Origin of the sequence: Desulfolutivibrio sp. (assembly GCF_036584575.1) — a bacterium.
Taxonomy (GTDB): domain Bacteria; phylum Desulfobacterota; class Desulfovibrionia; order Desulfovibrionales; family Desulfovibrionaceae; genus Desulfolutivibrio.
In genome coordinates, this window is sequence record NZ_JAZHDB010000059.1 from 1 (window position 1) to 25,346 (window position 25,346).

Consider the following 25,346-nt stretch of genomic DNA (forward strand, 5'->3'; position numbering starts at 1 on the left):
GCTGATTTTGGAGCCGCCCAGGTCGCTTGCGGCCTCGATCAGGCTGTCGTCGAGGCTTTCCAGGACCGAGATGACGGGCACGACCATGAAAAGCATGGAAGTGTAGACCAGTCCCATGATCATGGTGGCGTCGGTGTAGAGCATGTGCAGCGGCGCATCCACGATGCCGAGCCTCAGGAGGAAGAAATTGACGACCCCGGATTCGCGTAGAAGGATCATCCAGCCGTAGACCCGCACCAGTTCGCTGACCCAAAAGGGCAAAAGCAGAAGCACCATGAGAAAGCCCTTGTATTTCGGGCGCACCACCTTGACGATGTAAAAGGCCACGGGCATGGCCAAAAGGAAGGTGAAGACGGTGGTGATCACGGAATAGAGCGCAGTGCGCACAAATGTCAGCCAATAGATGGGCTCGGTGAAGAAGTTGGCGTAGTTTTGCAGGGAAAATCCCATCTGGCCGTATTCATCCTTGGCCCGAAAGCTCATGATGAACAAATCGAGATGCGGCAGGACGATCAACAAAAAAAGCCACATGAGCACGGGGCTTAAGAATATCCACAAGGAAAGCCGGGAGGTTTTCACGACCTAGGCCTCCCCCGTGGCCGCCACGGCGGCGGGAGTCGTGGCCGGGAAGCAGACGCCGGATTCGGGATGCCAGCCCACGGCGATGGTCTGCCCGGGGACGATGTGGTCGAAGCGGCGGTTTTGGGGCAGGGCCACCATGAGTTCGTGGCCGCTGTCCGTGGCCGTGAGCAGTCGGCTGGCGGCCCCGTCGAAGAGGATGGCCCGCACGGCGACGGTGAAGGTGTTCAGCCCGGCGGATTCCCGGGGTTCGATGCGCATGGCCTCGGGCCGCAGGAACAGGTCGGCCCGGTCGCCCACGGTGAGCGGGCACTGGCTTCTGGCCGAAAAAACGAAGCCCTCGTCGGTTTTGATGGCGACCTCATCGCCGCGGCTTTTTTCCACCCGGCCGGCCCAGATGTTGTTTTCGCCCACGAACCGGGCCACAAAGGGCGACTGCGGGGCGCGATACAGCTCCTGGGGACTCCCCATCTGCTCGAAGCGGCCCTTGTTCATGACCGCCACCACGTCGGACATGACCAGGGCCTCGGACTGGTCGTGGGTGATGTAGACGAAGGTGGTGCCCACCTTGGCCTGGAGCTTTTTCAGCTCGACTTTCATCTGCTCGCGCAGCTTCAGGTCGAGCGCCCCCAGAGGCTCGTCCAAAAGCAGCACCAGGGGCTCCAAGACCAGACACCGGGCGATGGCCACCCGCTGCTTCTGGCCGCCGGAGAGTTGGTCCACGCGTTTGACGCCGTAGCCGGGCAGGCCCACGCGCTCCAGGATGTCCTCGGTGCGCCGGGCGATCTCCGGGGCCGCCACCTTGCGGCGCCGAAGTCCGAAGGCGATGTTTTCGGCCACGGTCATCATGGGAAAAAGGGCCAGGTGCTGGAACACCAGATTGGCCGGGCGGCGGTTGGGCAACACCCCGCGCATGTCCTTGCCCCGGATCATGATGACGCCTGCGGTGGGTTCCTCGAACCCGGCCACCATGCGCAAAAGCGTGGTTTTGCCGCAGCCCGAGGGGCCGAGGATGGAAAAAAACGACCCTTGCGGGACGTCGAAGGTGACCTTGTCCACGGCCAGGAAGGAGCCGAAGGACTTGACGCAATTTTTGACGCTGAGATCGATTTCCATGGGCTCACATCACCGGCGAAAAAGGGGAGGGAAAGGCGTCGGGGCGGCCTTTTTCCGGCTGCCCCGACGCGCACGACGGCCGCAGCATGCTGCGGCCGCCGTGTCGGCGTGCCTAGTTGGCGGCCTTGATCTTATCCAGGATCTTGCCTTCCATCTCCTCCAGCGCGGCCGGAACCGGCGGATACCACTTGATGTTGTCGATGGTCGCGGTGGGGAAGGAACGGTCGAAGTCGGCCTGCACGGCCTTGTCCACGAACTGGCCCGCACCCTTGGAGGCCGTGGGGGTCTTTTCCTGGTTGGTGAAAAGGGCCGCGTTTTCAGGCTTGAGCATGAAATTGATCCACTTGTAGGCGGCGTCCACGTTTTCGGCCTTGGCCGGGATGGCGAAGGTGTCGATCCAGCCCAGGCAGCCCTCCACCGGGGCCACGAAGTCGATCTTGGGATTCTCGGCATGCAGCTTCCAGGCGCCGTTGTCCCAGGCCTCGGCCACGGTGACCTCGCCCGAGCGCACGGATTCAAGCAGGGCGTCGCCGTTGGACCAGTAGTTCTGGACCAGGGGCTTGCCCGCGATCATGGCCTCGGCCACCTTGTCCAGCATTTCCTTGTAGGCCTTGGGATCGCCGTAAAGATCGAAGGGCTTGTAGCCCAGGGCGAAGCCCAGGCCGATAAGCGCCACGCGCTTTAAGCGGTAGCTGATGCGGCCCTTGTAGGCCGGGTCGATCAGCGCCTTCCAGCTTTTGGCGTCCGGGGCCTTTTCCGTGTTCACCACCAGGCCCGAGGTGCCCCAGCAGAAAGGCACGGCGTGGGACTTGCCGCCCACCAGGGTGTTTTTCTTGACCGCGTCAAGCAGGGACGGGATGAAAAGCGCCGCCTCGATCTTGGAGTAGTCCATGGGCTGATAAATCTTGAACTCCTCCTGCACGGCGGAGATGCGGTCCTGGCTGGGCTGGGCCAGATCAAAACCGGCGCCGCGCGTGGCCCGCAACTTGGCGACCATTTCCTCGTTGTTGGAATAGGTGACCTCGACCTTGATGCCGGTCTCCTTCTCGAACTTGTCCACCAGCTCTTTTGGGGCATAGCCCTTCCAGGTGAGCAGTTTGAACGTTCCTGCGGCCTGGGCCGTCCCAACCAGGGCGAACAGACAAATCGCCACAAGCGCCACGATCCGTTTCATGCCAAACCCCCTTGTTTCCCGTGTGTTTTTCTGTCCGTGCGGACGTGTTTTCAAAATCTTTCAAAAAATAGCCGGGTGTTGGGATTTAGGCAACCGGGAAACCATGACGGAAGGGTGACGAATGCCTGAAGAAACCGCCGCAAGGACTCGCTTTAGAGGCGGCAACCCCCTTATGTTACAGCTTATCCCGTGCCGATTCCGCTTCCCGCGAATGTTACAAATTTTCGATTGCGAAAAATTTCATCCCGGGCGACTCCGGGGGACGGGCCATTTGCCTGCACCGCCCCATCATGGTAACGCCCCTCGACCCTCTCCCCCGCACAGGAGCCCCAACCATGTCCGAACACGCCTCAACGCCCTGCCCGGCGAATCCGGACGCTTGGCGCGAACACATCACGGCTGCCGTCCTGGCCCGCATCTCCACCACCCCGCAGCGCCGCCACGAGGCCCTGCGGGAGCTTTTCCGGGTCACCCGGCCGGACCTTGGCGACGACGCGGCCATGACCCTGGCCGAGAACATTCCCCCGCTTGTTCCGGAATTGCACGAAAAATGGGCGGCCATGTTCGCCGCGCGCCTGGTGGAGACCGTTCCCGGCAACCAGGTGGCCCTTTTGTGCGACGGCGCCCCTGAAAACGGCGCGGCCCTGACCCTGGCCTACCTCATGTTCCTGGAGTCCGAGCGCATGGAAAGGCAGACCGCCGAGGATCTGGAGGCCTACCGCCGGGAGCATCCCGAACTGACCGAGAAAGGGCGCGAACTGACGGACGAGGTGCTGGCCCGGCGAAACGCCGCGCGCAAGGACAAGGCCGCACGCTACGCCGCCGGGAAAACGCCGCGCCAGTGAGCCCTGGGCGCGGGCCCGGCCCGGCCGTGCGCCACCGTGCCCTCAATCCGAACACTCCCTCCGCCATCTGCCCTTTTTCCGCCCAGGCGCCCTTCGACATCGGCAGGCGCGCAAAACAGCCCGTTCGTCACGCCGCCGCATTCATGACCCAGGGCAGGCCACGGCCGCCCTGCGGGCTGGCCTGTCCAGGGAACGCCCCGTCATGCCTACATGTTCGGGAAACTGGGTGTTCAACACCTCATGCCCTGAAAACCATCCGGAAGAATTGGCGATTCTGTCCTGAGACGCCGCTTCGGCAATTCCCGCCGCTTTCGAACCGGGAATTGTGAAAAAAGACTCGCGGCCCCGGGGCTGTTCCGGGCGCCACTTATCCGATAGGCTGGTTCTTTGGCCCATCGGGCAGATCTGCGCCTCTGCGTCGTCGCCCTCCCGGCGAACGACCGCGGCCAGACGCCCCGGCCAGAGGATTCGCCATGCCTGCGTCCATGTTTCACCGCACCCCTTCCGGCCCAGAGGCCTCCGACCGATTGCGCCGGGGCGCCCCCGCATGGTCGGCCGAAAAATCAGCCGACCATGCAGCGCGTCTGCTTTCGGCTTGAGCGCCGTGCCCTGCGTGGGCTGCGGCTGGTGCTGCTTAACCGACCAGTGCCGGGAATCGCACATCCTGCACGGCTACCAGAAGCGTTGTCCGGAATTGTACTGGGGCGAGGCCGAGGCGCGCTACAAATGCCGTCTGGCGGAAGATCCCGAACAGGGAGAACGCTACCGGTTTCTGCTGGGCGTGGGCGAGGGCTGCTGCGCCCGGTTCAATGCCTGGCGCGAGGATGTGAAATACCGGGGATGACTCCGGCGAAAGCCCCTCCGAGCCGCCGAGCCCAGGTCGCGTCCCCGAAACCGGCATACCTGAAGTCCAAGACAACATTTTGAAATACCAACTTTTTTACCACAAAACACTGGCGTATTTTTCGTAACCCGTCACAAGGCGCCGCCGCCCCCCATGGACTCGCCGGGCGGCCCATCCAGCCCGAAGGCCCCGGGATCGTCCACGATCCGGCGTACCGTCGCCTCCACCCGGAGCATTTCCGCGTCAAGCTCGGCCAGGGCCGCCCGGGCCTGCTCCAGGTCGCCGCTTCGGGCCGCTTTTTCCGTGTGCGAGGACAGTTCCAGCCCCCCCCCCGCCCCGATGGCCCCGCAGGAGTTTTTGCAGGAATGGGCCATCCGGAACACTTCGTCGGCCGTCCCCTCCGTGCGCAACCGGGCCAACTGGTCGCGACGCGGGGCAAGCTCGTCGAGGTAGAGCCGACACAACTCCAGATACAGCTCCACGTCGCCGCCGAGCTTTTCCAGGGCCTCGGCCACGTTGACCGCCTCGGCCGCAGGCGGCCCCTGCACCGGGGATGGTTGCGCAGGCGAGACCGTGGGCGCCGGGAGGCCGGAGGGGATCGGCAGGTCGCGCACACCCGCCCCAGGGGGAACCACCTCGCCGAGGACCCGGGCCAATTTCTCGAAATCGACGGGCTTGGGCACAAACCCGTTCATGCCCGCCGCACGGCACTGGCCCTCCATGCCGTCCACGGCATGGGCGGTCATGGCCACCACCGGGATGGTCATGGCGGCCCGTCCGGCCTGCCCCTGCCGGATGGCCCGGGCAGCGGTCAGCCCATCCATTCCGGGCATCTCCAGGTCCATGAGCACCACGTCAAAGGACTCCCGGGAGAGCAGGTCCAGGGCCTCCATGCCATTTTTGGCCGTGTACGTGGCATGCCCCAACCGGCCGAGCAGGGCCTTGGCCAGTTTGATGTTCATCACGTTGTCTTCGGCCAGGAGCACGCGCAGGGGGCGCGATGCGGCGCGCAGGGCCTCCATGGACACCAGGGCGACCCGTTTCTTGCGCACCCTGGCCGGATCACCCGGCCAAAGGGGCAGGGTGAAAAAAAACGTGCTGCCCTTCCCCGGCGTGCTTTCCACCCCGATCTCTCCGCCCATGCGTTCCACGAGCTGCTTGCAGATGGCCAGACCCAGACCCGTGCCGCCGTATTTACGGGTGATGGAGCCATCGGCCTGCCGGAAGGGATCAAAAATCACGTCGATCTTCTCCGGCGGGATGCCGATGCCGGTGTCGCGCACGAAAAATTTCACCCACCCGGGCGCATCGCCCCTGTCCGCGTCCCTGGACGAAACGCCGTCCCCGGACCACGGCTCGGCCCAAAACACAACCTCGCCCTGCCCCGTGAACTTGACCGCGTTGCCCACCAGATTGACCAGAACCTGGCGCAGCCGATCCGGGTCGCCCCGGCTGGCCATGGGACAGCCCTTTTTCATGCGCGCCCGCAGCCCCACGCCCTTTTTGCGGGCCTGGACCCGAAGCGTGCGGGACACGGAGGAAATGACCCGGGGCAGGGAGAAATGCTCATCGCGCAGTTCAAGTCCCTGGCTGTCCAGGCGGGAAAAATCCAGGATGTCGTTGACCAGGGCCAGAAGGGCCGCGCCTGCCTCGCGCACGGTCTGTAAGTGGTCGCGCTGCTCCGGATCGAGCCCGGTCTGCAGGGTGATCTCGGTTAGGCCGATGATGGAGTTGAGAGGGGTGCGGATCTCGTGGCTCATGCCCGCCAAAAACGCGCCCTTGACCCGGGCCGCCTCCTCGGCCAGCTCCTTGGCCCGCACCAGCTCCCGTTCCACGACCCGAAGCTGGGTGATGTCCATGAGGCATTCGATAAAACCCCACACCGCTCCGTTTTCGTCGAGAACCGGCGCGGAATAGACCATGAACGCCATGCCCAGGCGGGCTTCCTCCTCGGGGGTGGAGGGCCGGGTATGAATGCGCGCCGCCGCGTCGGGGCCGACCACGGGACACGCGTCGCACACGGCCGGAAGATCCCGGAAGACCTCGTGACACAGCCGCCCCACCACCTCCTGGCGCGTTTTGCCCATGGCCCGCAGCAGCTTGTCCCCCACGTCCACCACCCGGTAGTCCCGGCCGATGACGTGGATGTGCCCGGGGATGGCGTCGAAGATGGCCCGCAGGCGGTTGTTTAAGCGGCCCAGTTCCTGGGTGCGCCGGGCCACCCGGTCCTCCAGGGTGCGATTCTGCTCGGCGATGGTGGCGCTTCGGGCCTCAAGTTCGGCGAACGACTCCCGAAGCTGTCCCCGCATCCCGGAAAAAGACAGGGCCAGTTGCCGCAGTTCCCGGGCATGGCCCTCGCTGTCGACGGGGTGATCCCACTGTCCGGAGGCCAGGGCCGCTGCGGCCCGGCTGAGGTTCTCCACCGGGGCCGACAGGCGGCCGGCGATAAAAAGTCCCGCCCCGGTCGCCAACCCCACGACCAAAAGCAGCATGCCCACGGTGCGCGCCGCCTGGCTGCCCACCCTGGCCATGAAATCCGACTCGGGGGCCACGGCGGCCATGATCCAGTCCAGCCCCATGCCGTCGCGAAACGGTGAGGCCTGGAGGAAATACCGTTCCCCTTCAAGGGAAAACTCCAGAAGAATTTCCCGGTCGATCCCGGCCAACCCGCCTCCGTGACCAGCCATGGCCCCGGCGGCGGCCTCCACCATGGGCAGGCCGCAGGCCGCCGCCTGGATGCGGACGTAGGCATCGCCCTGGCGCGTAAAAAGCCCGGCCGCAGGCGGCATGGCCGATGCCGCCACCAGATCGCCCGACCGCTCCAGGAGAAACACCCCGCCATGCTCGCCTACCCGGATGGTACGCAAAAAATCGTGTATCTGCCCCAGCACGTAGTCCACGCCGAACACGCCCAGAAGCCGCCCCGCCGCATCGTAGGCCGGGAGCGCGGCGGTAAGGGCCATGTCCTTGAGGGCGAAATGGCGATAAATGGGGGTCCACACCGGGCCGCCGACGGACGCGCCCGCCTTGTACCAGGGCCGGGTACGGGGATCGAAGCCGGGATAGACGTTTTTGAGCTCACCGGCCTGGCCCGGGACCGAAACGGCGAAATTGTGGGAGTCGCCGCCGGTTTCCGGCCCGGCCCGCACGATCTGCAATTCTCCCTCGGTCAGCCGCCTGGCCCCGCAAAACGAGCCGTCAGGGGCGCCGAAGAAGCTGTAGGCGATGGAGGGCCTGGAGGCCACCGCCCCGTAGAAATACCGCTGGCGATTGCCGGGATCGTCCGGATCGAGGAGGCCAAGGGACAGGGCCATGGCGTTTGCGGCGTTGACCGCCGGGGGGATGGACAGATATTCGCGCAGTTGCACGTCCACCCGGGCCAGCACCTCGGCCCGGAGCTTCGCAGCCACCTCTCCCACGGCGATCTTACTGTCGAACAGGGCGAAGCCGCCTACGATCCCTGCCGCCAAAAGGGTCAAAAGCACCATCGGGACCGTGAGCAAGAGCCTCAGGGGATGCCCGTCGGCCTGTTCGTCTTTGCGTGACGGCAACTTTTCATTCATAGATACGTCCGGCCCCATGCCTGCGCCCTGGACGGCCAGCCCGCCGGACGCCCTGGCTCGGGTGGGCCATGGTCACGAATCGCCCATGGGTGTCCCGATGTCAACGCCAAAGCCCCCAGGCAGGGAAAAGAGCGCCTGATGCGCCGCGTTCCCCGGCGACGCCCCCAGGGGCCGAGGGGACACAGTCCCCAAAGCGCCCCGCCGGGCATGGCGGGTCTGTGGAGGTCTGCGGACCATGGGACGCTCCTTGACGCCGAAGGGCAACCATTGGCATAATCTCGTGAAGAATCGGACGCTGTTGTTACGAATATGTGGCGAAACGAACCCACCTCCGCCCTCCCCGGGCCGCCGCACTCGGCGAAGCCCCACGATCCGTCCGAGGGTGGTCTTCTCTCACGGCTTTTGTTCGACCGCGAAGACCACGCCCTGCTCAAAATCGTCGGCGACGTCCTTGGCCGCAAAAAGTATCCCGGCCTGCGCCGCCTGCTCACCCCCTACCTGCACCCCCACGGCATCAAGGAAATGGCCGCGCCGCGCGAGTTGCGCATGGCCTACGCCATCATCCACCTGCTGGGGTCGCTGGAGGCGGGCATGGCCGGAGACCGCATCAAGGCCCTGCGGTCGCTTCGCGACGAGGTGCTTTTTTCGGCCGAAAGCGACCTGCAAAAAAACACGGCCCGGCTTTTATTGCAGATCATAAAGGAATTGGTGCGGGCCAAGGACGACCCCCTGCGCCAGCTTGAACTGGCCCACGATTTCCGGGCGGCCTCCTCGGGCAAGCCGCGCATCGTGCGCCGAGGCCTGGCCGAGCACCACCTGCTGGAGATGCCCGAGGAGTGGAACCAGCTGGCCTTCGACGACCACGTCCACGACGCCAACACCAAGGGCCGCAAATCTCCCACCCACCTGATCATGGACGCCTGGATCAAGGGCATCCGCAAGCTCACGGTCATCCACAACAATTTCGTGCGCCCCGAGGTGGCCTCGGAACTGTACCAGGCCGCCCGGATCATGGGCATCGCCGTGCGCATCGGCCTGGAATACCGCACCCGGCATGCCGGGGGCTATCTGAAGATGATCTGGATTCCCCGGGGATTCCATGAGCTGGAAGAATTCCTGGAGTTTTTGACCAAGCCCGAGGTGGGGGCGTTTCTGCGCCGGGGGCGCGAGGCCGCCCAGTTCCAGAAGCACTACGTCATGGAGGCGCTTACGGCCTTCAACGCCGCGCACCGCCAGGCCATCGGCGAAATCTGCGGCGTGGACGTCCCCGCCCTGGACCCCGAGGCCTTCACGGCCTTCGTGGGGGCCGGACAGGCCTCGCTCATGCACCTGGGACGCTTCGCCCAAAACGCCGTGCAGGAGGCCCTGACCCGCAAGGCCGACGGCCTGCTCGCGGCCGGGGCCGCTCCCCAGGGGCCGGAGCTTTCGGCGGTCTTCACCCACATGGACCGCTTCAGCCCCGAACACCTCATCGAGGCCCATCTCTCCCCGGAACAAAATCCCGGGCTGAAAAATCCGGACATCCCCTGCAATACCGCCGACTGCCCGGACATCCTGCGCCTGACGCCGTGCGAACTCATCGAGACCATCCACGAGTTCCACTCCCTGAACCGTTTCGTCCTGACCCTGGACGGACACGGCCCCGAAGACGTGCTCATGATCTTAAGCGAATGCCGGGGGGCCGTGACCCATGTGGAGATCTTCAACCTTCACGATTTCGAGGTCGATCCCTCCAAGGACAACGCCGAGATCATTGAGCTTATCGCCGTGGTCAACTCCGGCAACCCGGTTAAGATCAAAAAGTTCGTGCGCCGCATCATGCGCCGCCTGGAAGACCGGGACGGCCCCGGGAGCGAGGAGAAGGGCAAGCGCCTCTCGTGCGTCCTGGACAACATGGCCGGACTCATGGACTACTACAAGTCCACCCCGCTTCGGGCCTGCATCGGCACCGACTCCACGGGCCAGTCCTGCCGCCACCACGGCATGGGCCTGGTGGTCAAGGACACCCTGCCCGCCCGGGCCGCACGCCACCTGGAACGCCGACACAGCCACCAGCGCAAGGCCCTGCCGGTGGGGGTCGAGGTGGTTCCCTCCCTTCAGTACCACACCGCCGCCGGGGCCTCGCCCATGTCCCTGCGGGCGGCCCGGCTGGCGCTTTTTTCCCCGGTGTTCCGGCACGCGGCGCTGAGGCCCAGCCTCAAGTGGTCCAGAACCCGCTACTTCCACGCCTCGGAAAAAACCGCCAACATCTACACCCTGGGCGGCATCCAGCCCCCGAGCGGCGAGGTGTACAAACGCAAACTCCTGGCCGGGCCGCGCACCCCGAAATTTTGTTTCCGCTACGCCAACAGCGCCGTCAAAAACAGCCTCAAGATCCTGGCCGGATTCATCCCGGCCGCCCTGTCGTTTGGCCTGACCAAGGACTGGTGGGTGCTGTGCTGGTTCGGCCCCCTTATCTGGTTCGGCATCACCGGGCTGCGCAACGTCATCCAGTCGGTGTTCGGATCGGGGGGGCTTCGCCGGTCGCCGGTGCTCAAATGGAACGAATACGTCAGCTTCTCGCGGCTGGCCGATTCCCTGCTCTATACGGGCTTTTCGGTTCCGCTTCTGGACTATGTGGTCAAGACCCTGGTGATGGACCAGGGCTTCCAGATCACCGCCCAGAGCAACCCCGTGGCCCTGTACACGGTCATGGCCGCAGTCAACGGCGTCTACATCGCCACCCACAACGCCTTCCGGGGCCTGCCGCGCCGGGCCGTCACCGGAAACCTGTTTCGCAGCGCCGTGTCCATCCCCCTGGCCATCGGCGTCAACGCCCTGATCTCGGGCCTTCTGTCCCTGGCCGGGGCGCCCGACGCCGGGGCCATCATGCAGCAATGGGCGGCGATTATCTCCAAGCTGTGCTCGGACGGGGTGGCCGGGGTGATCGAAGGCCTGGCCGACCGCTCCAAGTACATCGCCATGCGGCTTCGCGACTACAAGGCCAAGTCCAAGAAGCTCTACGAAACCTATTCCACCCTGGAGGTGCGCTTTCCCCAAAAGGACGTGGAGAGCCTGCTCGAATCGCCCCAGGAGCTTTCCGAGGCCCTGTCCACGGACAAGTCCGACCTGGAAAAGATCCTCTACGTCAACGCCCTTGATCTGCTCTATTTCTGGATGTACCAACCCCGGGCCCGTACGGTTTTGCGCCTGCTCATCCCGGGCATGTCCCAGGACGAACGTCGGGCCTTTCTGCTTTCGCAATATGTGCTGCGCCGGGAACACGAGATCAGCCGCCTGTTCCTGGACGGCTTGGTGGGCAAGAACTTCGCCCGGGCCCTGTCCTTTTACCTGAGCCACTACCAGGAATACCTGGACGAGCTGCAAAAGCTGGCCGGGCGATGTCCGGCCGCAGAATCGCCGCAGTGGGACGCCCCGCCGCCCGTCGACGACGCCACGGAGCGGACCCCATGACCGACGCCCCGGCTGGTGTCGTGTCCTCGAAAGCGAGGCGCCGGATTTGAAAAACAACAATCTGAAATACTTCTTTTTTTCTTGAAAAAATACTGGCGTATTTTTCAAGGGACGCCACACCAGGCGCGCCGCCCCATGGACGTTGCGGCGCAAACGAACCCCAACCCCCGGACACTCCCTTGATGCAACGGCCCTCTCTGCATGTACGCACCCTGTTTCTCAGCCTGACGGCATTTTTCTTCCTTTTATGCCTGGTCTTTTGGTTTTTCATCCGGCAGACCGAGGGGCTTTTGGTCGAGGACGCCCAGGGGCAGGCCACCAGCACGTTGGAACTGGTCCTGTGGCTTATGCGCGAGGCCCCGGATCGGCCGGGATTGGCCGACGGCGCCGCCCCGGCGGCCCAGCCCGAGCCGCCGCAGCGGGTCACCCTGGAGGGCCTGCCGGACTGGGCCGCCGACATGGGCCGCCACCTGGGGGCCCGGATCACCTACATCGCGGGCGGCCGGGTGCTGGCCGATACCGAGGTGCCCGGTCGCGACACCGCCGAGCTCGAGGACCATGCCGGACGCCCCGAGGTGGTGGCCGCCCTGGCCTCGGGTTTCGGCACGGACGTGCGCCATAGCCGCACCACGGGCAGGCAGACGGTCTACGCCGCCATGCGCGCCGACAACCTCCCGGGCCTGCCCGACGGGGTCTTGCGGGTGGCCGTGCCCTATCACGCCGTCACCAGGGATCTGGCCCGTTTCCGGGGCGTCATCCTGGGGGCGCTGGGCATCGTGCTCTTGTTCGGGGGTTTTTTGTCCCTTTTGCCGGCCCGCAGCCTGACCGGAACCATCAAGGAACTGACCCTGGCCTTAAAGGCCCTGGGCGACGGCGACTACAAGCGCCGCCTGTATCTCTCGGATCGGGAATTTTCCGGTCTGGCCGAGGCCTATAACGCCATGGCCGAGCGGGTGGGCAAAAACGTGGCCGCCATCGAGGGCCAGCGCAACCGCCATGCCGCCGTGCTGGACGGCCTGGACGAAGGGCTGGCGGTCCTGTGCCCGGATGGACGCATCGCCTCCCACAACGCCCCCCTGGCCCGGCTGGCGGGACCGGGGGAGCTTTGCGGCCGCCTGCCCATCGAAACCCCCCTGGGACCGGCCGTGCATGCCGAGGTGGCGGCCATGCTGCACGATCCCCAGGCCAAAACCGCCACGCGCCGCTTCACCATTACCGGGGACCGGGACGTGGAGGCGAATCTGGCGCCGTTCACGGACCAGGACGGGCGGCGGCGGCTGATCCTGACGCTACGCGACGTCACGGGGCAAAGCCGCATGGAGGCCAACATCCGCGACTTCGTGCGCGAGGCCTCGCATCGCCTGCGCACCCCCCTGACCAAGATCGCGGGCTACCTGGACATGGCCCGGGGCACGCTGTCCCGCGATCCGGCCCGGGCCGGTACGGCCATTGACGCCGCAATGCGGTTTTCCCGGGAGATGGACGACGCCGTGGCCGACCTCATGGCCATGGCGGCCGCGCGGTTCTCCGCCAGCATGGACCGCCCGCCCCGGACCGACGTCCGGCGCATCCTGGAAAACGCCCTGCGCGAGGCCGCGGTACGCCGCCCGGACGCCGAGCCGCCGCGCCTTACCGTCCAGGGGGACGGCGATTTCACGGCCGAGGTGGAGCCAAACGGCCTGGGCCGGGTGTTCGTCCTGTGCCTGGAGCGCACGGCGGCCTCCGGCGACGACCGGCCGGTGGTGTTGTCGCGCCGGGACGAGGGCCTCGGCATCGAATTTCCCGGCGCTTCGGATCTGGCGTCCCCGGCGGCGGCCCGGGGATGCGGCGAGGGGACGGGACTGGCGGCGGATTTTCTGTCGGCCTATGGCGGCAGGCTGGCCCCAGGCGAAAACGGGGCGCTCCTGGTCTGCCTGCCACTGGCCCCCGCGAGCGGTTCCGAACCCGCATAACCCGGATTCCGGCGCATCATTGCCGAGACAAGGAGACGGCCATGGGTTTTAGCTTCTTTCCCCGCACGGTGAAATTCTTCAAGCTTTTCGAGGAGCAAAACCGAAAATTGCAACGTGCCGCCGGACATCTCTGTACGCTTTTCGAAGACGGGGCCGACACCGAGGAAGTGTGCAAGCAGGTGAACATCATCGAGTCCGAGGGCAACGTCATCTCCCGGAACATCGCCCGGGAGTTGTCGCTGACGTTCATCACCCCCCTCGACCGGGAGGACATCCACGACATCAACGTCTCCCAGGAAGACATCTTAAACGCCATCAAGGCCGTCTCCACCCGCATGGAGGTCTACGAACCGTCGCGCATGCGCTATCCGGCCAAAAAGCTGGCCCAGAACATCCGGGGCATGGTGGAGGAATCGGGCAAAATGCTGGCGAAGCTGGCCTGCAACAAGACGGGCGATACGAGCATGGAGCGCATCCGCTGGCTGAAGTACGAAAGCGAGACCCTGCTTTTGGTGGGCATCGGCGAAATGTACGACTGTGAGGCCAAGGATTACGGCACAATCCTGGAAATCGTCAAATGGAGCCATATCTACGACCGCATCGAAAGCGCCGTGGACCGGGTGGACACCCTGGGAGACATTTTGGAAGGAGTCATGCTGAAAAATGCTTGAGATCCCTTTCCTGCTCATCGCCGTGGTGGCCATCGCCCTGGTCTTCGATTTCACCAACGGGGCTCACGACAGCGCCAACGCCATCGCCACCATCGTCTCCACCAAGGTGCTCTCGCCCCAGGTGGCGGTGGTCATGGCCGCCTCCCTGAATCTGGCGGGGGCGTTTCTGGGTACGGCCGTGGCCCACACCATAGGCAGCGGCATCGTCAGCCCCGAAATGGTCGCAGGCAGCCAGGGGCTGGTGCTCTCGGCCCTGTTCGGGGCCATCGTCTGGAACCTGCTGACCTGGTATCTGGGGCTTCCCTCGTCCTCCTCCCACGCGCTCATCGGCGGGCTCATCGGCGCCACCATCGCCTACGGCGGCCTTGACGCCCCCAACTATCCAAGCATCGCGGAAAAGATCCTTCTGCCCCTGGTCTTTTCGCCCCTGGCCGGTTTTTTGTGCGGCTACCTGCTCATGGTCTCCCTTTCCTGGATGCTGATCAAGGCCCATCCCACCAAGGTCAACCACGCCTTCAAGAAACTGCAGATCGTGTCCTCGGCGTTCATGGCCACCAGCCACGGCCTAAATGACGCCCAAAAGACCATGGGCATCATCACCCTGGCCCTTTTCACCTTCCATCAGATACCGGAGATGACCGTTCCGCTGTGGGTCAAGCTGTCCTGCGCCCTGGCCATGGGCCTGGGCACGGCCACGGGGGGCTGGAAGATCGTCAAGACCATGGGGCACAAGATCTTCAAGCTCGAACCCATCCACGGCTTTGCGGCCGAGACCGCCGCCGCCCTTGTCATCACCGGGGCCTCGGCCTTCGGCGCGCCCATCAGCACCACCCACACCATCTCCACGGCGGTCATCGGCGTGGGGGCCTCGAAACGGCTGTCCGCCGTGCGCTGGGGGGTGGCCGGAAACCTGGTCATGGCCTGGGTGCTGACCATTCCGGCGGCGGCGGTCATGGGGGCCATCTGCTTCGAGGTGCTGCGCCTTCTGGGCATATCCTGATTTTAAAAATTCCACGGAGGTGTTTTTCATGGGAGGCGCCAGGAAATGGGCAGACCTGCGCAGCGCGGCATCCCTGCCGGAGATTGCGGCCCTGGCCGACGGGGCCGACCATGTGGACGTAAAGACCGTGCAAAGCGGCAAGGAGCTTGGCCGATTCGCGGCGGATCTTCTGTCCTACCGGCCCGGATGGGTGCGGGTGCTGTATCGCCTGCGCGGGCTATTGGCAGGGCTTTTGGGGCTTCGCCAGGAATCGGGCGTGAGGGGGGAACGGCTTTCGGAGGTTTCCTTTCTGCCCGGGGCAAAGGCCTCGTTTTTCACGGTCACGGCGGCCGAGAAGGGACGGTACTGGATCGCCGCGGCCTCGGACAGGCACCTGACCGCCCATCTGGCGATTTTCGCCGGGACCGGCGAGGCCGGGGAGAGTCTGCGCCATGTGGCGACCATCGTGCGCTACCGGCACTGGATCGGCCCGGTCTATTTCAAGATCATCCTGCCTTTTCACCATCTGATCGTGGCGGCCATGGCCCGGCACGCGGCGAAAGGCTGACGGCCGGATTCGGAGCCCCTGCGGCACGGCGCGGCGGCACTCCTGCTCCCTCTTCGGGGATTCCAAAGGGGGCGCGCACCCTTTGGCCGCCGGAGGCCTCTCCCCGGCCCCCCATCCCGCCGCCCTACCGGGCGATCATGGCCCGCAGGGTGTCGGCGCAGGCCTCGGCTTCGTGGCTCATGTGCTCCAGGCATTCCAGGACATGCAACAGGCGGTACACGTCCCGGAAATCGGCCGTGGCCGCGAAAAGCGAGGCCAGAAGGTCGCGGCGCACCCGCTGCGCCTTCAGGTGGCGCTGACGCACCTCGTGGTGGCGGCGTTTGACCGCCGTCCGGTCAAGGGTTCCCTCCAGAACGAGGGCGACGGTGTCGGCCAGGGCGGGTTTCAAGCGGCGCACGGTCTTTTTCACCCGGGTCAGGTATTCCCCAAAGAGGTCGAGCACGTCCGGCGGCACGTCCGGGTCGCCCAGGCCAAGCCAGGTCAGGGCCTCCTGGGCGGCGTCCAGGATATTGTCCTGGTGGCGCGTGTAGGTGAAAAACAGGGTCTTATCCACGACCATGAGCCCGGCCGGGGGCAGATGGTTGCGCACCCGGCGTTCGATGCGGTCGGCCTCGCCTTCCAGGGCGTCGATGCGTCCGGCCAGCATTTGATATCCCCGATCGGCGCTTTTACGCACGTAACGGCCAAACGCCTCCTCCACCACGGCCAGACTCCGGGCCACGGGGGCGTAATGTTCCAGAAGGCCGGTCATATAGACGCGCCTGCGGGGTGCTAGGCGGCGCAACAGAGCAAGCATGATGGCATCTCCTTTCGCTTACGCGCGGGAGCGGGGACGGTGCGGCGCACCGGTATGGCGGCAGGGGCCCGCGTGTGCCTCGGGATGTCCGATCGCCCAGGATCATATTGAAATCACATATTATTTTTTAAAGGATAGCACATTTCGCCGCAAAAGGCCATGCCCCGGCCGCCCGTTTCGCGACGGATTTCACAAGATTGTTACGGCCTCTTTCATCTCCCAGACCGTCCCACTCCGCACCGCCCCCGCGTGCCCCGACCATCTCCCCAAAACAACGGCAGGCCGCCCCGGGACCATCCCGGAGCAGCCTGCCATATGAGGAGGGGTGCGGGTTGCCTGATTAATACGCCTCTTCGTAATCCAGATCGTCCTTGGTCACCGGATGGCGGAAGGTTCTAAAGTTCCAGATCTGGTAGGCGATGACCACGGGAACGAACACCAAGGCCACGCCCAGCATGATGGACAGGGTCAGCGGCGAGGAGGACGAATTCTCGATGGTCATGCTGAAGGCGGGGTTTATGCTCGACGGCAGAAGGGCCGGGAAGATGCCCATGACCCCGAAAAGGGCCGTGCCGCCGATCACCGCCGCCGACGCGGCCCAGGCCGCCCAGGCCCGGGCCTTGGCGGCGTAGACCTTGGTCAGGACCAGCCCGCCCACGGGGATGAGCAGGATGGCCAGGAGCAGCGGCCAGCGCAGGTAGTTGGAGAACAGGTTGGTGGCGAACATGCTGAAGACCAAAAAGAGCACGATCCACCCGGCCATGATCGGCCACAGCTTGGCGGCCATGGCGAAGGCCCGCTCCCGCAGGCTTCCCTCGGACTTGATGGCCAGCCACAGGGCCCCATGGTGGGCGAACATGAGAACGAAAAGGATGCCCCCGGCCAGGCCGTAGGGGTTGAGCAGGGTGAAAAGCGTGCCCTGGAAGATGTGGTCCTGATCGATGGGGATACCCTTGAAGATGTTGGCGAAGGCCACCCCAAGAAGCAGTGCCGGGGCGAAGCTGCCGATGAAAAGACAGGCGTCCCACAGCTTCTTCCAGCCCGGGCTCTCCACCTTGCTGCGGAATTCGAAGCATACGCCCCGGATGATCAGGGCGAACAGAAGCAGCATCAGGGCCGAATACAGGCCCGAGAACATGACCGCGTAGGTCGTCGGAAAGGCCGCGAAGGTCACGCCTCCGGCCGTGATCAACCACACCTCGTTGCCGTCCCAAAACGGCCCCATGGCGTTGTAGAAGGTGCGTTTTTCGTCCTCAGTCTTGGCCAAAAAGGGCAGAAGCGTCCCCAGCCCAAGGTCGAAGCCGTCGAGAATGAAGTACACGGCCCACAAAACACCCCACAAGATGAACCAGATGGTACCGAGATCCATGGCCTTCTCCTTTTGCTTCAGCCATCCTGCCCGCAGTCCCGGGCAAAACGGCCGCGTGCGGCATTGGTCAACGCGTTACAGGCAACCTACGCCGGGACTTTGCGGGCGTACTTGGCCAGAAGGTAGATGTCCAGGGAAGCCAGGAGCAGATAGACCACCACGAACGCCGCCAGGCTCACGGCCACCTGGGAGGTGGCGATGGGCGACACCGCGTCCTTGGTGCGCATCAGCCCATAGACGATCCATGGCTGCCGCCCCACCTCGGCCACGGCCCATCCGGCCTGCAGCGTCAGGTACGGCACCGGTATGGCCCAGACCATGAGCTGAAGGTAGCGCGGATTGTCGAGGAGGTTGTTGCGCTTGAGAAAGCCCCAGACGGTGAGGAGGATCATGAGCGTGCCAAACCCCACCATGAGCCTGAAGGACACAAAGGTCAGGGTCACGGGCGGCCGGTCCTCGGGGGCGAAGGCCTTTAAGCCCTTGACCTCGGCGGCCGGGTCGTTGAAGGCCAGGATGCTCAGCATGCTGGGGATGCCGAAGGCCTCCACGCTGTTTCTCTCGTTTTTCTCGTCAGGGATGGAAAACAGATACATGGGCACGTGCGTGCCGGTCTCCCAGTGGGATTCCATGGCCGCCAGCTTGGCCGGCTGGACCCGGGCCACTTCGTTGCCGTGGGTATGGCCCTGGATGGCCACGACCAGCGAGGCGACCAGGGCGAAACCCAGGCCGATGCGGAATGACTTGCCGAAAAAGTCGATGTTCTGCTTGCGCAAAAGATGCCAGGCCGATACGCCCATGACGAAGAATCCGGCCAGGACATAGGAGCCCACGACCGTGTGGATGTACTGGCTCCAGGCGAATCCGTTGGTGATGACCGCGTAGAAGCTGTCGAGTTCGGCCCGGCCGTTACGGATCACGTAGCCCATGGGGTTCTGCATGAAACCGTTGGCCAGGATGATCCACAGGGCCGAGAGGTTGGCGGCGAAGGCGACGATCCAGATACAGACCGCATGAAACGTCTTGGAGAGCTTTTTCCAGCCAAACACCCACACGGCCACGAACGTGGATTCCAGAAAAAAGGCCGCCGTGGCCTCGATGGCCAGAAGCGACCCGAAAATGTCACCAACATACGTCGAATAGCGCGACCAGTTGGTGCCGAACTGGAATTCCAGGGTGATGCCCGTAACCACTCCCAGGGCGAAGTTGATCAGAAACAATTTTCCCCAGAACTTGGCCATCTTTTTGTACGTTTCGTCGCCCGTGCGCACATACTTGGTTTCCATGTAGGCCACCAGGATGGAAAGCCCAAGGGTGAGCGGCACAAAGATGAAATGGATGAACGTGGCAAAGGCGAACTGCAATCGTGAAAGCATGAGCGTGTCCATCTTACTCTCCTTTCCCCTCCAGGGTTTGGCCGCGTGTGGCCGGGCATTCGCCGCACGACTTCCCGGCTGTGCGCGATTCCTCTTCCACCAGTGCGGCAAGACTGATTCCGCCAAGCATGTCCCGCAACTGCTTGCGGGCCCGGCCCCATACCCGGTGCACCGCGCACACCGGCCGACGTTCGCAGATGTCGAGCTGGTGCAGACAGTCGTTTAAATAGATTTCCCCATCCACGGCCTCAACCACCTGTAAAAGCGATATCTCTCGAGGGGCTCTGGCCAGTTCGTAGCCGCCCTTGGCCCCTTGGCGGATGGCGATGAGCCCGGCCCGGGCCAGGGTCTGGGCCACCTTTCCCAGGTATTGGGCAGGGATGTTCATGACTTCCGCTATCTCCTTGCGTCCCACAACGCCGCGCCCTGCATGCAGGGCCAAATAGAGTAAACATCGGACTCCATAGTCTCCGGACCTTGTCAGGCGCATGTCTCTTTCCTTGTACCGGTTTTGGAGAGGAGTTCACGCCTTTTCTTTCCGCGTTTTCCCGTTCTCCATTCCCCGTGCGGCTGGTTTCCCGAAATCCGTCGCCGGACGGCCGTCCGGGTCACGGATATGTAACGCCTTTCCGGTCCGCACCGCAAGAAAAAAGACATATCGGACACGATTTGTCCTATATCGACCCGAGCCAGCCGTGTCAACGGCTTTCGTGAAAAATATATCGAGGTTTTGCCCATTGCGTGCCGGGCCGCCTTTGGGTAAGGCAACCATGGATCGTGCCCGGCCCGTTTTCCCGGGTGACCGGACGACGGCGGATTCCCGCCACAATCAGACGCGGCGACCACGCCGCCTCGTTCGCATAAGGACGCCCATGAACGCCATGAACTTCAATTTCCTCTGCGGCGACCCGCCCCCGGCCTCCGAGCGCAACGTGGGCATCATCGGGGCCGGGCCCTCGGGCCTGGCCGCCGCCGGATACCTGTCCTGCCTGGGCTATCAGGTGGAGGTCTACGACAAGCTGCCCAAGGCCGGCGGGCTGATGCTTTTCGGCATCCCCGGGCACCGCATCCCCAAGGAACGGGTGGAGACCGGGGTGCGGCGCATGGCCAAGAAATACGGCGTGGTCTTCCACCCGCGCACCAAGATCTGCTGCAGCGCCCCCCTGCACGACGAGGAAGGGGACCATTTCTGCTCGGATGTTCGCGGCCTGGGCGACCTGGTCAAAAAGCACGACGCCATCATCATCTGCACCGGCTCCTGGCGCTCGCGGCGGCTGGGCATCCCGGGGGAGAGTCTGCCCGGGGTCATGGCGGGCCTTGAATTCCTTTTCCCCATCCGGGCCGCCGGATATGCCGGGCCGGGCATCAAGGCCCCGGACGTGGCCGGGAAGACCGTGGCGGTCATCGGCGCAGGCCATTCCGCCGTGGACGTGGTGCACAGCGCGATCTTTCTGGGCGCGGCCAAGGTGCATCTGCTCTACCGGCGCACCAAAAACGAGGCCCCGTGCGGCTCGTACGAGATCGACCGCCTGGAGGCGGCCGGGGCCCTGTGGCACGAGTCGGTCGCGCCCCTGCGCTTTACCGGCCAGGACCGGGTCACGGGCGTGGAGATACGGGAAAAGGCCCTGGGCCAGCCCGGGCCAGACGGCAAACGCTGCGCCCTGCCGGACAGTGAACATGTGACGGTCATCGACGCCGATCTGGTGGTCACGGCCATCGGCGAGACGGCCACCCCGCCGTTCGCCAAGGAGCTGGGACTGGAAAACGTGCGCAAGGGCGAGGTGCGCTGGCTGCACATGACCGACATCGAAAACGTGTTCGTGGCCGGCGACGCCTTAACCGGCCCCTCAAAGATCGGCAAGGCCGTCTACAGCGGCCTGCGCGCGGCCCGATCCCTGGCCAACTGGCTGGATTTGAAAGACCAGGACCGCCTGGCCGACTACCCCTACGACGACCTCGTGGCCCGGGAGGCCGACCGCTTCCCCGGTGGCCGCCTGCACAGGTAACGCCCCATGCCGCACAAGCAAAAAGTCCTGTACATCGACTATTCCACCTGCATCGGGTGCGAGACCTGCGAATACGTGTGCCGGTTCGTCCACGACACCCCGCGCATCCACATGATGCGCACGGCCTCGGGGGTCATGGCCCCCCTGTACTGCCGCCACTGCGAGAGCCCAAACTGCGCCAAGGTCTGCAAGCGCGGGGCCATCGTGCGCGACAAGGATGGGGCCATGATCCTGCAACCGCAACTCTGCCGGGGCTGCGAGACCAGGCAGTGTCTTCTGGCCTGCCCCTATGCGGCCATGTTCGAGACCGACACCGGGGTCATGCTCTCCAAGTGCGACCTGTGCGCCGGACGGCGGCAGATCGGGCTGTCCCCGGCCTGTGCGGAGATGTGTCCCTGCGGGGCCATCCATTTCATCCCCCGGGAGGACATCGCCAAAATCGAGACCGACAAGTCCCGGGAGGCCTTCGAGCGGGTCATGGGGCACCTGCGCCCGGGCAAGGGCAAAGAGGAATAGCGGGCGATGGTTCGGCCGGGGAGAGGCCCCAGGCCTTATGGCTCCCGGGGCCACACCCCAAGCCCCTCCCGGGCGTCGATCTCCCGAAGCTTCGCATACTGGGGCGCAGCGGCCGTGCCGAACAGTTCACAGGCGTATTTGACGTACCGCCCCACGGACGCCGCCGCCGCCCTCTCCCCAAGCTCCAAAAGCACCCGGAAATGAAGGAAATGGGAGCGCACCGAGGGTTCGGCCACCAGCAGCTCCCGGCACAGGTCCACGGCCCGTTCGCGCATCCCGAGCCTGGCGCAGGCCAGGGCCAGAAGTCCCGCCGTCGTCCATGCGCCGTCCCCGGCGCACCGTCTGGACAAAAGCGACACCGCCGCGACGGCGGCCTTGTTTTCGGCCATAAGCCGTCCCACGGCACAGGCCAGGGCCGCCTCGTCAGCCGCTGCAAGGCAGGCCGCATCCGTCTCGATCTCGCGAGAAGGCGCCTCCGTATCCACGGCCCGCTTGATCCGGGCGGCCATGCGTCGCGACAGAACCGGGGCCGAAACGACCGGCGCGGCGGCCTGGGCATAAAACTGGCCCAGGGTGCGCGTGCCGCACAGGGCCGCGACGTCGGCCCGTCCCCTGTTCATCTTGGCCTCGTAATCCTCCTGCGACTTGAAGCTGTAGTGGTTCACCTGGACCACGTCGGCGCAAAACGGCGACAGGGCGCTGGTCACGGGCATGCCCCGCTCGTCCACACAGCACATGCCGGGCTCGCGGAACACGAACTGGTGCGGATCGCGGGCGGCCACGGCCAAGGCCGTTTTCACGATGCTTTTGACGTGCTGGTTGTTTTGGACGTTCCCGGCCAGGGCCTGCGTATAAGTGTCTAGGACCAGGCCGCCCGGCCGTCCCAGACGTCCCGAGGAGCCGTAGGTCACCCAGTGCATGGCCAGCCCGGGATGCTTCTCGTAGTCGAAGACGCATAGCCGCGCGTCGGCGTGTTTTTTAAGAACCACGAATTCGTCCGCATCCAGGAAGGCCAGAAACTCCGCCTTGTTCCGGAAGGTTTCCAGGCAGTGGGTATAGCACGGCATCTGCATGTTTTTGCCCCGAACCGGAACGACCCTCACCAGCCCCCGCTCCACCTGGGCGCGCAGGGTGTGCGCCACGGGGATGGCGCTTTCGTTGTCGTAAATGATAAACGTCTCGAAACCGATGGCCTGGTGGTAGGCCACGAACTCCTCCAAAAAGAGGTGCTCGTCCTTGACGATGGCGCACAGCCCCAGATAATTCCTGCCTGACATTCGTGACTCCGTTTGCCGCCCGCGCCGCCCGCGACGGGAAAAGGACGCCGCCCGCGGCGTCTGCGGCGCATTGCGGTTCTCCACTGGGGACGCTTTCCGGCACACTAGCCGGACCCGCCAAAAAATCAACGACACACGGGAGGCCCCATGGCCGACGACATCGACTATCGCATTTTGGGCGACGACATGCAGATTGTGGAGATCATTCTGGATCCGGGCGAAGGCGTTCGGGCCGAAACCGGGGCCATGCTCTACCTCGAAGGCGGCATCGAGATGGCCACCGGCGCCGGGGGCCTCATGAGCGGCCTCAAACGCATGGTATCAGGGGAAAACTTCTTCATCACCACCTTTGAAAACGCCGGGTCCGGCACGGCCATGGCCGCCTTCGGGGCGCCCTATCCGGGCAAGATCGTGCCCATCGAACTGGCCGACCACGGCGGCGCCTTCCTGTGCCAAAAAGACGCCTACCTGTGCTCGGCCGTGGGCGTGGACATCACCGTGGCCTTCACCAAGCGCCTGGGTGCGGGGCTGTTCGGCGGCGAGGGATTTATCCTGCAAAAGCTCACCGGCGACGGTCTGGCGTTTATCCACGCCGGGGGCACGGTCATCGAAAAGGTGCTGGCCGCCGGGGAGGTTCTGCGGGTGGACACGGGCTGTCTGGCCGGATTCGAGGAGAGTGTGGACTACGACATCGGGTTCGTGGGCGGCTTCACCAACGCGCTTTTCGGGGGCGAGGGCATGTTTTTGGCCTCCATGACCGGTCCCGGCCGGATCTATCTGCAAAGCCTGCCGTTTTCCCGGCTGGCCGACCGCATCCATTCGGCCAATTATGCGGGCCGCGAAGAGAAAAAAGGCGTCGCCGGAGTGGGCGGGTCGCTTTTGGGGGGCATTCTCGGCGGCGACAAATAGCCTGGGGCGGACGTCAGGGCGACACGCCGTCGGAACGGACCACACGGCTGCGGCGCACCCCGGGGATGGGATGTGCCGCGCCCGGGACGTGAGGCGCCTCCCGTGGAAAAAAGAGGCCGTTTCCAGAAGAAACGGGCTATGGCCTCAGAACCCAGCACGAAATCCGACTATCCGGAGTCCGGGGACGCGGCGCTATCGCAAAGACGGCGCGGCCCGCTCGCGGATGACCGCCGTAAACGACAGGATGTCGTCGCCCATGACCAAAAGGGTCAGGTACCGGCGCCAGCGCGAGGGATTTTTCCGGGCCACGGTATACATCTGCCGCCAGAACTGCCCCCGGTGCCGCGAGACGATCCCGAACCGCCACACCAGCCGCGCCAAAAGCCGCAGTTCGCTGCACGTATCGGCCAGGGCCGTGGCCCGGGGCCTTTTTTCCCGCGAAGGGGGCTTTTTTCCCGTGTTCGGCTCGGTCCTGACAGGGCGCATGGCCAAAATGTTGCCCAGCACCCGTTCCATGTGGTGGGACACGTCGTACAGACGGTCCCAGGCCGCGATCTGCTCCGTCAGGATGTCGCGCATGGGCCGGGTGGGCGTAAAGTTCATCGGCCCCGTGGCCAAGTCCCCCACGTCGCCGTCCACCAGCCGCCCCTCGTCGCGAAGCCGCCGCCACAGTTCGGTCTGGGGCACGGCCTGAAGGGTGTTGACCATCACCAGGGGGATGTGCGCCGCCTCGGCAAAGGCCGTGACCCGCCTTCCCGCCCCGGCGGCCTCGTTGTCGAACCCCAGGATGAAGCTGCCCACCACCGTCAGCCCTCCGGCCCCGATGGCCCGGATGGATTCCAGCAGCGGATGGCGGATGTTCTGGTATTTGTGGGTGGCGGCCAGAATCTCCGTATCCGGGGACTCGATGCCCACGAACACGTAGCCGAAATTGGCCGCCGTCATGAGGTCGATGAGCTCGGGGCTGCCGCCCAGGTTCACCGAGGCCTGGGTGATGAACCAAAACGGTTCCCCGTGCCCCCGGTTCCATTCGGCGATGGACTGCAAAAGCTCCTTGGCCCGTTTGGGGTTGCCGATGAAATTGTCGTCGGTGAAAAAGACCGAGCCCCGGTGCCCCGTCTCCAGGATGGCCGCCAGTTCGGCCACCACCTGGCGGGAGGATTTGTAGCGGGGGGTGCGGCCGAACAGGTTGATGACGTCGCAAAATTCGCAGGCGAACGGGCACCCCCGGGAGGTCTGCACGGGCATGGCGTCGTAGTCCCGGGGATCGACCAGATCGTACCGGGGCAGGGGCACTTGCTCCATGTCGGTTTTTTCCTCCACGGCGATGGCCCCCCCTGGACGGCCTTCTTCAAT

At 64.9% G+C, this 25,346-nt stretch carries 20 protein-coding genes; 10 read left to right on the top strand and 10 right to left on the bottom strand.

The genetic code is table 11. The annotated features are described in order from the left end of the window. The 3 genes from V3572_RS04360 to V3572_RS04370 all read right to left on the bottom strand — a co-directional run. Positions 1-579, bottom strand: a 579-nt coding sequence (locus V3572_RS04360) for an ABC transporter permease (RefSeq protein ID WP_332109759.1), incomplete at its 3' end; no start/stop codon positions are given. A 3-nt stretch (positions 580-582) separates the two neighbouring features. Then, positions 583-1,695, bottom strand: coding sequence for an ABC transporter ATP-binding protein (locus V3572_RS04365; RefSeq protein ID WP_332109760.1), 1,113 nt, complete (start codon positions 1,693-1,695; stop codon positions 583-585). A 112-nt stretch (positions 1,696-1,807) separates the two neighbouring features. Next, positions 1,808-2,869, bottom strand: coding sequence for an extracellular solute-binding protein (locus V3572_RS04370; protein WP_332109761.1), 1,062 nt, complete (start codon positions 2,867-2,869; stop codon positions 1,808-1,810). 335 nt (positions 2,870-3,204) lie between these two features. Between V3572_RS04370 and V3572_RS04375 the strand changes: the two genes are divergently transcribed. Together V3572_RS04375 and V3572_RS04380 are read left to right on the top strand one after the other, a co-directional pair. Beyond that, a complete protein-coding gene (locus V3572_RS04375; protein WP_332109762.1) occupies positions 3,205-3,714 on the top strand; it encodes a hypothetical protein in 510 nt (169 codons plus the stop codon). Between the two features lie 547 nt (positions 3,715-4,261). Further along, the gene (locus V3572_RS04380; RefSeq protein WP_332109763.1) at positions 4,262-4,558 is read left to right on the top strand and encodes a hypothetical protein; all 297 of its coding nucleotides are present in this window, start codon (positions 4,262-4,264) and stop codon (positions 4,556-4,558) included. A gap of 131 nt (positions 4,559-4,689) precedes the next feature. On the opposite strand, the gene V3572_RS04385 is transcribed toward V3572_RS04380, so the two are convergent. Further along, positions 4,690-8,121: an ATP-binding protein gene (locus V3572_RS04385; protein ID WP_332109764.1), complete on the bottom strand. Its 3,432-nt coding sequence runs from the start codon at positions 8,119-8,121 to the stop codon at positions 4,690-4,692. Between the two features lie 309 nt (positions 8,122-8,430). Between V3572_RS04385 and V3572_RS04390 the strand changes: the two genes are divergently transcribed. The 5 genes from V3572_RS04390 to V3572_RS04410 all read left to right on the top strand — a co-directional run bounded on the left by V3572_RS04390 (position 8,431) and on the right by V3572_RS04410 (position 15,744). Further along, the gene (locus V3572_RS04390) at positions 8,431-11,574 is read left to right on the top strand and encodes a hypothetical protein (RefSeq protein ID WP_332109765.1); all 3,144 of its coding nucleotides are present in this window, start codon (positions 8,431-8,433) and stop codon (positions 11,572-11,574) included. Positions 11,575-11,756: 182 nt separating this feature from the next. Next, a complete protein-coding gene (locus V3572_RS04395; protein WP_332109766.1) occupies positions 11,757-13,526 on the top strand; it encodes a histidine kinase dimerization/phospho-acceptor domain-containing protein in 1,770 nt (589 codons plus the stop codon). A gap of 41 nt (positions 13,527-13,567) precedes the next feature. Next, a complete protein-coding gene (locus V3572_RS04400; RefSeq protein ID WP_332109767.1) occupies positions 13,568-14,197 on the top strand; it encodes a DUF47 domain-containing protein in 630 nt (209 codons plus the stop codon). Continuing rightward, positions 14,190-15,197, top strand: coding sequence for an inorganic phosphate transporter (locus V3572_RS04405; RefSeq protein WP_332109768.1), 1,008 nt, complete (start codon positions 14,190-14,192; stop codon positions 15,195-15,197). Before V3572_RS04400 ends, V3572_RS04405 begins: the two co-directional genes overlap by 8 nt. Positions 15,198-15,225: 28 nt before the next feature. Continuing rightward, the gene (locus V3572_RS04410) at positions 15,226-15,744 is read left to right on the top strand and encodes a DUF2867 domain-containing protein (RefSeq protein ID WP_332109769.1); all 519 of its coding nucleotides are present in this window, start codon (positions 15,226-15,228) and stop codon (positions 15,742-15,744) included. A 124-nt stretch (positions 15,745-15,868) separates the two neighbouring features. Here V3572_RS04410 and V3572_RS04415 read toward each other — a convergent pair whose 3' ends face one another. From V3572_RS04415 to V3572_RS04430, 4 genes are all read right to left on the bottom strand, one after another. Further along, entirely contained in the window at positions 15,869-16,540 is a 672-nt protein-coding gene (locus V3572_RS04415; RefSeq protein ID WP_332109770.1) for a DUF47 domain-containing protein, read from the bottom strand. Positions 16,541-16,880: 340 nt separating this feature from the next. After that, positions 16,881-17,909 carry a cytochrome d ubiquinol oxidase subunit II gene (cydB, locus tag V3572_RS04420; RefSeq protein WP_332109771.1) on the bottom strand — a complete coding sequence of 343 codons (1,029 nt, stop codon included), beginning with the start codon at positions 17,907-17,909 and terminating at the stop codon, positions 16,881-16,883. An 86-nt stretch (positions 17,910-17,995) separates the two neighbouring features. Next, positions 17,996-19,294 carry a cytochrome ubiquinol oxidase subunit I gene (locus V3572_RS04425; protein ID WP_332109772.1) on the bottom strand — a complete coding sequence of 433 codons (1,299 nt, stop codon included), beginning with the start codon at positions 19,292-19,294 and terminating at the stop codon, positions 17,996-17,998. A gap of 1 nt (position 19,295) precedes the next feature. Beyond that, positions 19,296-19,772: an RrF2 family transcriptional regulator gene (locus V3572_RS04430; protein ID WP_332109773.1), complete on the bottom strand. Its 477-nt coding sequence runs from the start codon at positions 19,770-19,772 to the stop codon at positions 19,296-19,298. Positions 19,773-20,154: 382 nt separating this feature from the next. Here V3572_RS04430 and V3572_RS04435 point away from each other — a divergent pair, with 382 nt between their 5' ends. After that, positions 20,155-21,288 carry an FAD-dependent oxidoreductase gene (locus V3572_RS04435; protein ID WP_332109774.1) on the top strand — a complete coding sequence of 378 codons (1,134 nt, stop codon included), beginning with the start codon at positions 20,155-20,157 and terminating at the stop codon, positions 21,286-21,288. Between the two features lie 6 nt (positions 21,289-21,294). After that, a complete protein-coding gene (locus V3572_RS04440) occupies positions 21,295-21,804 on the top strand; it encodes a 4Fe-4S dicluster domain-containing protein (RefSeq protein WP_332109775.1) in 510 nt (169 codons plus the stop codon). A gap of 35 nt (positions 21,805-21,839) precedes the next feature. On the opposite strand, the gene V3572_RS04445 is transcribed toward V3572_RS04440, so the two are convergent. After that, on the bottom strand, positions 21,840-23,081 hold the full coding sequence (locus V3572_RS04445; RefSeq protein WP_332109776.1) for a glycosyltransferase family 2 protein: 1,242 nt from the start codon (positions 23,079-23,081) through the stop codon (positions 21,840-21,842). 147 nt (positions 23,082-23,228) lie between these two features. Between V3572_RS04445 and V3572_RS04450 the strand changes: the two genes are divergently transcribed. Then, positions 23,229-23,990, top strand: coding sequence for a TIGR00266 family protein (locus V3572_RS04450; protein ID WP_332109777.1), 762 nt, complete (start codon positions 23,229-23,231; stop codon positions 23,988-23,990). Positions 23,991-24,182: 192 nt separating this feature from the next. Here the strand turns inward: V3572_RS04450 and V3572_RS04455 are convergent. Then, positions 24,183-25,346: B12-binding domain-containing radical SAM protein (locus tag V3572_RS04455; protein WP_332109778.1), on the bottom strand; the 1,164-nt coding region annotated here is incomplete at its 5' end.

Coding starts and splice junctions, on each gene's coding strand:
- V3572_RS04450 (WP_332109777.1), top strand. CDS start 23,229: ATGGCCGACGACATCGACTATCGCATTTTGGGCGACGACATGCAGATT.
- V3572_RS04390 (WP_332109765.1), top strand. CDS start 8,431: ATGTGGCGAAACGAACCCACCTCCGCCCTCCCCGGGCCGCCGCACTCG.
- V3572_RS04400 (WP_332109767.1), top strand. CDS start 13,568: ATGGGTTTTAGCTTCTTTCCCCGCACGGTGAAATTCTTCAAGCTTTTC.
- V3572_RS04385 (WP_332109764.1), bottom strand. CDS start 8,121: ATGAATGAAAAGTTGCCGTCACGCAAAGACGAACAGGCCGACGGGCAT.
- V3572_RS04405 (WP_332109768.1), top strand. CDS start 14,190: ATGCTTGAGATCCCTTTCCTGCTCATCGCCGTGGTGGCCATCGCCCTG.
- V3572_RS04445 (WP_332109776.1), bottom strand. CDS start 23,081: ATGTCAGGCAGGAATTATCTGGGGCTGTGCGCCATCGTCAAGGACGAG.
- V3572_RS04395 (WP_332109766.1), top strand. CDS start 11,757: ATGCAACGGCCCTCTCTGCATGTACGCACCCTGTTTCTCAGCCTGACG.
- V3572_RS04440 (WP_332109775.1), top strand. CDS start 21,295: ATGCCGCACAAGCAAAAAGTCCTGTACATCGACTATTCCACCTGCATC.
- V3572_RS04410 (WP_332109769.1), top strand. CDS start 15,226: ATGGGAGGCGCCAGGAAATGGGCAGACCTGCGCAGCGCGGCATCCCTG.
- cydB (WP_332109771.1), bottom strand. CDS start 17,909: ATGGATCTCGGTACCATCTGGTTCATCTTGTGGGGTGTTTTGTGGGCC.
- V3572_RS04415 (WP_332109770.1), bottom strand. CDS start 16,540: ATGCTTGCTCTGTTGCGCCGCCTAGCACCCCGCAGGCGCGTCTATATG.
- V3572_RS04370 (WP_332109761.1), bottom strand. CDS start 2,869: ATGAAACGGATCGTGGCGCTTGTGGCGATTTGTCTGTTCGCCCTGGTT.
- V3572_RS04435 (WP_332109774.1), top strand. CDS start 20,155: ATGAACGCCATGAACTTCAATTTCCTCTGCGGCGACCCGCCCCCGGCC.
- V3572_RS04430 (WP_332109773.1), bottom strand. CDS start 19,772: ATGCGCCTGACAAGGTCCGGAGACTATGGAGTCCGATGTTTACTCTAT.
- V3572_RS04425 (WP_332109772.1), bottom strand. CDS start 19,294: ATGGACACGCTCATGCTTTCACGATTGCAGTTCGCCTTTGCCACGTTC.
- V3572_RS04375 (WP_332109762.1), top strand. CDS start 3,205: ATGTCCGAACACGCCTCAACGCCCTGCCCGGCGAATCCGGACGCTTGG.
- V3572_RS04380 (WP_332109763.1), top strand. CDS start 4,262: ATGGTCGGCCGAAAAATCAGCCGACCATGCAGCGCGTCTGCTTTCGGC.
- V3572_RS04365 (WP_332109760.1), bottom strand. CDS start 1,695: ATGGAAATCGATCTCAGCGTCAAAAATTGCGTCAAGTCCTTCGGCTCC.